The 7,398-nt window shown below is 41.1% G+C and carries 8 protein-coding genes; 2 read left to right on the top strand and 6 right to left on the bottom strand.

Annotation, left to right across the window (positions count from 1 at the left end):
- Positions 1-145 precede the first annotated feature (145 nt).
- Positions 146-484, bottom strand: a complete 339-nt coding sequence (glnB, locus tag CWC18_RS06680; protein WP_010362263.1) for a nitrogen regulatory protein P-II — start codon at positions 482-484, stop codon at positions 146-148.
- 144 nt (positions 485-628) lie between these two features.
- Between glnB and CWC18_RS06675 the strand changes: the two genes are divergently transcribed.
- Positions 629-1,165, top strand: coding sequence for a GspH/FimT family pseudopilin (locus tag CWC18_RS06675; RefSeq protein WP_138589634.1), 537 nt, complete (start codon positions 629-631; stop codon positions 1,163-1,165).
- Positions 1,166-1,232: 67 nt separating this feature from the next.
- Positions 1,233-1,763, top strand: coding sequence for a GspH/FimT family pseudopilin (locus CWC18_RS06670; RefSeq protein ID WP_138589633.1), 531 nt, complete (start codon positions 1,233-1,235; stop codon positions 1,761-1,763).
- Between the two features lie 5 nt (positions 1,764-1,768).
- On the opposite strand, the gene CWC18_RS06665 is transcribed toward CWC18_RS06670, so the two are convergent.
- From CWC18_RS06665 to pilV, 5 genes are read right to left on the bottom strand one after another with little or no spacing between them, the layout of a single operon-like run.
- Positions 1,769-2,179, bottom strand: coding sequence for a type IV pilin protein (locus tag CWC18_RS06665; RefSeq protein ID WP_249930086.1), 411 nt, complete (start codon positions 2,177-2,179; stop codon positions 1,769-1,771).
- Positions 2,169-5,234 carry a pilus assembly protein gene (locus CWC18_RS06660; RefSeq protein WP_138674961.1) on the bottom strand — a complete coding sequence of 1,022 codons (3,066 nt, stop codon included), beginning with the start codon at positions 5,232-5,234 and terminating at the stop codon, positions 2,169-2,171. Before CWC18_RS06660 ends, CWC18_RS06665 begins: the two co-directional genes overlap by 11 nt.
- Before the next feature lies 1 nt (position 5,235).
- Positions 5,236-5,715 (bottom strand): pilus assembly PilX family protein, encoded by a 480-nt coding sequence (locus CWC18_RS06655; RefSeq protein ID WP_138589630.1) that lies wholly within the window; start codon positions 5,713-5,715, stop codon positions 5,236-5,238.
- A complete protein-coding gene (locus CWC18_RS06650) occupies positions 5,703-6,683 on the bottom strand; it encodes a PilW family protein (protein ID WP_138674960.1) in 981 nt (326 codons plus the stop codon). Before CWC18_RS06650 ends, CWC18_RS06655 begins: the two co-directional genes overlap by 13 nt.
- The gene (gene pilV, locus CWC18_RS06645) at positions 6,683-7,237 is read right to left on the bottom strand and encodes a type IV pilus modification protein PilV (protein WP_138589628.1); all 555 of its coding nucleotides are present in this window, start codon (positions 7,235-7,237) and stop codon (positions 6,683-6,685) included. Before pilV ends, CWC18_RS06650 begins: the two co-directional genes overlap by 1 nt.
- Positions 7,238-7,398 lie beyond the last annotated feature (161 nt).

Below are 7,398 nucleotides of genomic sequence, written 5' to 3'. Positions count from 1 at the left end.
ACACACTTACGTACAATCCAATGATGATACTTTGCTCAATATCAAGGCGCTTTTATGCAGTAATAGCGGGCTATTGCAAATGAAAGCAACGCCGAGAGTGAGAAAAATAGCTTTATTGGGCAAATTCGCTTATCCAGAGCTGAGGTTAAATAGCTTCTTCATCTTCTTCACCCGTACGAATACGTACTACGCGTTCAACATCCGTTACAAATATCTTACCATCACCAATTTTGCCTGTTTGCGCAGTTTTTAATATGACATCAATAGCTCTATCAACATCTTCATCTGCTAAAACGATGTCTAATTTAACTTTTGGCAAAAAATCAACCATATACTCAGCACCACGATATAACTCTGTGTGGCCCTTTTGTCGACCAAACCCTTTGACTTCACAGACTGTCATGCCGGTAATACTGATGTCAGAGAGCGCCTCTCTAACATCATCTAATTTAAACGGTTTAATAATTGCTTCTATTTTTTTCATGATTCTTTAATTTTCCATTGGTAGTGGGTCGATTTTAGTCAATCCTAAAACTGTTAGCAAACAAAGTGATTGGATCTGAACAAAAAACAGCGTCATAATGATAAAACTAAAGTATGAAAATATTAATCCAGTCTGGGGTGTGTAATGACAAGAACACGAGGCTTTACTTTACTTGAACTCATGATCGCAATCGGTATTGTGAGCATACTGGCAAGTATTGCATTTTTTAACAACAGTAATCTCGCGCAAAGTAATAAAGCAGAAGCTTTTTTACTCGACTTAAAACGCACACTCTCTTTCGCTCGTGCAAAAGCAACAACGAGTGATGAAATTGTCATTACATGCCCTGTTGACCCGGATGAACTCGCAGCTAGAGGCACAATGTCATGCACAAGTAACTGGTCGAGCAATAACATCATCGTTTTTGTAGACGTTGACAACAACGGACAACATAACGATGGCGATACCTTGGTAAGGGCTATGGACCTAGTATCAACCGGTGACACACTCACATTCAGCGGCACAGCAACCATTCGGTTTGATAGCAGCGGTAGAGTCACATCACAAACGGGTAGCTTTTTATATTGCCCGCTAGGCTCAGAAGAAAATAATCAACAACTAACACTGGCATTATCAGGGAATGCGTTTTACTCTGGAGACAGCAACCAAACGTGTTCATAATACATAAAGTTTACTGATCCAATAAAATTACCTAAGATTATAATACGCTCACTTTTAGGATCCATGGATGGAGACAAAAACAACAGTGTATCAATATGGATTTACACTATTCGAATTAATTGTTTCAACTGCTATCGTCGGAATAATATCACTCCTTTCTTTAACTAGTTACTCTGAGATCATGTCAAATCATGTGCCTCTACAGCAGCTTCGCCTTGTAAAGAAATCGTTGAATTTAGCCAGGGGACAGGCCGTAATACTTGGTAAAAGTATTACTATATGCCCACTAATCGATAATAAATGTGCGCGCAACCAATGGCATAAATCACTTAGTATATTTATTGATAAAGGTGATTGGCGCATATTAGAACCCAGTGATGAAATAATCATCACCCTAGATGCAGTCCACAATGCGCATCTGTTTACGTATCCCAGAGCTGCGATCACCTTTCAACCAGATGGTAGTATAAAAGGGTTTACCAATGGGACTTTCGTATACTGTACACATGTTTACAACAGTACACGTAAAGGGGCAGAGCTTACGGTAAGTTTAACGGGTCGCTCTAGATTAAGAGCGACCAAAAAATGTGAATTATGAAACTCTTATCGTTCCCAGCACAAATCAGTATCGCCACTGCCTGTATTTCCTTTCAAGCCCAACTCATTGATGGTTAACGTACTACACTGAGTATCACCTGCAACGGGGCCACTGTCAGCAGTTGCAGTCACCGTAAAACTGCTTGCATCAGCCTCAACGCTTATCGTGAAATACCCATTCTCCGTTTCATTTGCGATACCAAGGTCTCCAAGATCACTCGCGTATTGGCGATTATCAACAAAAAACTGTTCTTGTTTATTAGCTGCATCTAACAAAATAACCATTGCGTCTGCACGTGCTGCGCGCATTACATAGCTGGAATAATTTGGGTACGCGATGGAGGCCAATATGCCAACAATAGCAACTACAATCATCACTTCAATCAACGTAAACCCGTTAACAGCGTTATTTCTCATCATTCTCTTCCCTTTTGTAAATATAGAGCTGCTTTGTTTCCAATCCAAAAGATACACCAGGATCTGCTGGGTTAGGTCGTTTCAAATAACCATTCTCAAGCTCTGGCATATCTGGTATCTCCGGTGGAATTGCAACCCCCCCATCTCCGAGGCCGTCGCCACTCGACCCAGTAGCTATAGGAGGCACAATTATTTTTACAACCGTCTTACAGCCGTTAGTACTTGACTCTGAACTACCGCCTGTCGCTTCACATGCGAAGTAGGGTTCAGGTGCTTCAACAATCGCAGTTTTAGTATCAAAGCTTAATTTATTAAAAACCTTAGTACCGTAATGTAGATGAAATGCATATAGCTTTCCGGACCCCGCTTCTACTTCACATTTGTTTGAGGTGCCTGGTGGACTAAATGAGGTAAAATACGCCACACCGCCAGCCACAGATGCTGCTGACAATGATTTCTCGGACGTGCTTAACTTATATTTCCACCCCTGAAATTTCCCAAGATCAGCTTCTAAATCAGTAAATTTATCTAAATCAGCAAACTTCTTAGAAAATGGGTCTTGGCTTACATTGAATAAATCTTTCATCTTGATTATGTCTGGAATATCACCATCTTCGAAAGATTTAGTCACCGTATTCTCATCTCTTATCATAAATAAATAATCAATAGCCGACGACGATGCAGGTCTAGTTCTATTACCGGAACCCAGTAAAATGGCGTCATAAGGTATTTTTTTCCGAGTTTTAACACTCGTAGATCCCGACTCAGTTACCGACACTTTATTGAAATAGGTACGCGCAATGATTGGCGTACTGTAAAAACGTCTATCACTCGATGCACTGTTGCCTCCGAGTTGCGCAAGCTTAAAATGCGTCCATGGCTCACTGCCGTCGTTTGGATTAGGCCCCGGCATATCTATACGCCATACACCCCCACCAGTATCAGCCATATAGATCCGATCATCATACCCGTCGTAATTAGAGTCCAACGCTTTGACACTTCCTGCAATACTGTGTTGACCTGTAAAGCCATTTTTCCGTGTTAACGACCATACCAATTCACCAGTTTGCGCTTTAACAATATAAACGCCTTGCCCGAGTGAATCATTAGTTTTTGACACATTATCTTTATTGATGTCATAACCCGCTGAAAATATAACGACCGGGTCGTCCCCTTCCTTCTCAATATGTGTTACTAGCGGTTTTGCCCACGTTTGACCTAACATTTGAAAATCACCACTGCCACCGGTGATCGGTCCCCCCCACATCAACTTAGGTGAATCGGGATTGGTAATATCTAAAGCATAGTATTGGTTTCCGCCACGGCGTAATCCAAAGAACAACCACACATTGTCACCAGAAGACACCAAGTTATCGCCATCTTTATCATCATGGTAAAGTGTGGATGGCCCATCTACACCGTATAACTTCGTATTTGCTTTCTTATCTTTCTGAGCTTTCAATACAGGAAGTAACCTTTCAGGAATAAACGCCCAGCTTTCCGTCATCGTATCGCCATTATCCTTGAACATATGTATAAAGCCCGCATTGGTACCCACTAACAAGCGAATATTCGGGCTCTCTTCTGTTCCATAATTGATTGATACGATTTTGGAGTGTAAGGGATCGCCGAAAATAGTTTGCCTACGTTCATTACGATTGTTATCCCTGTCTTCGTCATTAACATCAATGCCTCTGGCCCATTGCATAATGCCTGAAAGCTCACTGGCCGGAGCATTCATTTTGTCTGCAAACGTTTCTAAATTATTACCATATTGAGTAAACGCGGTTGAATAAGTAAAGTTGTGTAGTGCCGCGGTCCCAAAATCCGAGTATATATTTCGTGTTGTTTGGCGACTCAGCTGATAATTCACGCCACCTTTGTCTACCGCATTACCATCTTTTGAACCTAGTTCAGACCAATAAGTTGTGGCATTTTTGTCTATTTTGCCATCTTTATCTATTGCTGCATTGCCGCTCATATCAATTAAAGTAGTATCGTCTTTTACTTTTAACTTTTTGATATTACCCTTCCACGTCGTATGTGTTTCAGGTAAAAACATGGTGTAATATAAAGAGTCACTACTTTTGGTTTGGTTGCCTGTATTAGCTGCCACCGGTAAAGCAAAGCTATCCGCTTCTTGACGAATACTGTTTGTGACAGAATTCAATGCTTCTGATAACTGTGATGAAGTATTTGCTTGTAAATACTGCCCTCCCCCTAAATCAGCCGTTTTTTGTAGTATATTCTTGCCTGAACTACTCATACCATTACCAAAACCAATCGTGTAAACCCGCCCGGTATCTTCTTTTGTACTGGTAGTCGGATACAAATCAACTATCGTGTTGCTGTCACCATAAATGGACTTAGCAAGCGCCGGCATATAGTTCCCATTGTATACGGGCGCACTACTACCAAAGCGACTCTGGTGTAAATTTTTGATATTTCCATTTTGTTGACTATCGTTAGAGGGGTCGCCATCTGTCATCAAAATAATATTAACCGCGTTATCACAACGCTCTGGTTCCCCTGATACTTGCCTAAACGGAGAAAGGTATGAGTTACCATTTTCGATACTGGTATCTCTGCCGCCCACATTCCTAGAATAATATCGACTGCCTCCCGTCAGATACAGGTAAGCTTCCCATAACGTTTCACTCAGTGGTGTCGCACCATTAGCGACTAAATTATTAATTTGTGATTTTACCGTTGATTGCGCAGCACCAATACGCGCTAACACATAACCACCATTGCTACCATTAAAACGCATTAAGCCAAAGTCAATATCAGGATTTTTAGTAACTAAGTCAGTAATCGCATTTTTCGCAACGCCCAACCGGCTATCTGAGCACAGTCTATATCGACCCCGATAATAATCATAACCACAGCTACGCCCTGTCCTGCTTGAAAACGCCATACTCCCGGATGTATCAAAAATGAGCATCACTCTGGGCTTTTCATCGATATCAATATTATGCTTAACATACAGTTCGATATCTTCAGCAAATACTTTCATGTTTATTAAACACACAAAAAATAAAATAACGTTTTTCATCTTATTTCCCCTGGCTTTTGTTAATATATTGCTGCCCAACACCTACTACCACAGTTAATCGATGGCGTGTACGAGTCCCATATTCAACCGTGGTGCTTATCTCTGTTAAATTACACATTACTCCCTTGGTATACTTAAAGGATCTTGGGCAATTCAATTGCATTGCACCACTATTTAAAGCACGCATTTCATTGTCTGTATCATGTTCACCCGGAAATGTCTTATTTTTGTCAATCTCTAATTGTTGAGGCGACATCAAGAAATGGTTTGAACCCGACGGCTTTTTACTTTCGCTTTGTATGACTCTTTGCACTTCACCAATTAATAAATTTTCAGCCTGCTCACGCTCTTGCGCCGCATTGGTTATTTTTAGGTCTATACTGCTGCTACTCATAAGTGTTACTGCGACCGCCGTCACGGCTACAATCATGACCATTGCTGTTACAAGTACAATACCCTGTTGCTTCTTTACATGTTCCATGACATTGCCCCGTTTAACCGCATTGTCGTCGAAAAAACCGTGCGTCTAAAATTATCGGAAAAAGTATGAGTACGTCTATCTGGATCGACCCCCAACGTGTAAGTTTGACTATTTAGCTGTAAACCAGGATCGGGTTCCAATGCCCTCACAAGTAAATATATTTGTACTGTCAGAATACTATCATTGTCTTCCCAGTTCGCTGCTTTCATATCCTGCGTACTACGGTAGGTATTAACACGACCATCAGCATCTGTATCTAGGCCAAAAACCAAACGAAAGTCTTCAATTCCCTCCATCACAGTTTCTACTTGCATACCACTTGAACTTAGTCTCAAACGCCTTAATATCGGTATATCTCGCGCCACATTATTGATGGTAATTTCTTCCGTTGATAGAAAGTACACATGATGACTATACGGCCAAACTGTTGAATTTACTGTCGGCAATGCAATGGTGCCTGCGCCAGTTACAAACTCAGCCCGCTCTTGATCGGCAATAAAATAATATCGATTTGAATCTGTCGCTGTAGACGCAACATCGACGGGGTTTCCTTCGAGTAGCTTTAATTGCAATACATCTGTGTTTTCAACACTGTCCGAAATACAGCTAAGTACATTAGAACCATCAGACACCTCCGCATAAATAGAGCGAAAATTAGAAGGCGTGGAGTCAGGGAAGCTGCCATTGTTTATACCACCAAAACAGTCGCCACTTGGATTAGAAGGGCTCTCGACATTTTCATCTGTAAATTCTTCGTCATAAAAAGTCCCCCAAAAACCCACTTGTTCTATATCTCGCTGTAAAATAGATAATGCCAATCTGCCGGTTTCTTGCATTTCTCCAATCGCCATTGTATCTCTCGTGGTTACTTTCATACTGACGTAAGTGGCTATCACGCCCCCTAAGATCAGAGCACCAATAAACATCGAAATCATTAATTCAAGAATTGAAAAACCAGTGCGTTTCATTAAACACCCCTTGCAAAAATAAACGTAGTCAGTACCACCAAACGTCGCTTATCATCATTGGTACCACAGCTAATACCTTTAATAGCGTCAGTTGCTTTAATTTCTTGTCGACCTCGCCAAGCCACAACGACTTGTACATCAATCCCCTTACCTTGCGCATCTGCATCTAAGTCTATACACACGGTTGTATCGTCTAATGTTCCTGTATTTTCTCTAGCACGAATCGCATTTTTCCACTGCTCTAAATCAAGTGCAGCAATCGCAGAGCTTGTACAATCATTGCTAAAACAACGAACCTGAGGGATCAAATCCGTATCACTAGAAAAAGTAAGATCGTAATTGCTAACGATATCTGCAGAGTCATTTACTCTGATCCTTTGTAAAATGTCGTTCGCTAAAGCGACCGCTGCGGCGCGCTGCATTGAGTCAAAGCTGGCTTGCTTAGCTTTGGCTTGTAGTGCAACTGCACCCAATAAACCAAAGCTCAGTACCATAAAGGCAATGAGTACTTCTAACAAAGTAAAACCCACTTGCCGCTTATAAAATTTTACCATTGCAAACTCTCGTGATAATCCCAGACATATTCAGAATAAAGTATTTAAAAAATAGCTCAATGTGTAATTCCTTGGACGGTCAAAAAGTCTGACAAACGGTTATTTCTGTATTCGAAAGGGAGCACTACTGAGAAATGAATGTGTAAAACGGCGCGAGACGA

This window comes from Pseudoalteromonas aurantia, from assembly GCF_005886875.1.
Taxonomy (GTDB): Bacteria; Pseudomonadota; Gammaproteobacteria; order Enterobacterales; family Alteromonadaceae; genus Pseudoalteromonas; species Pseudoalteromonas aurantia_A.
This window is presented reverse-complemented; position numbering and strand designations above follow the sequence as displayed.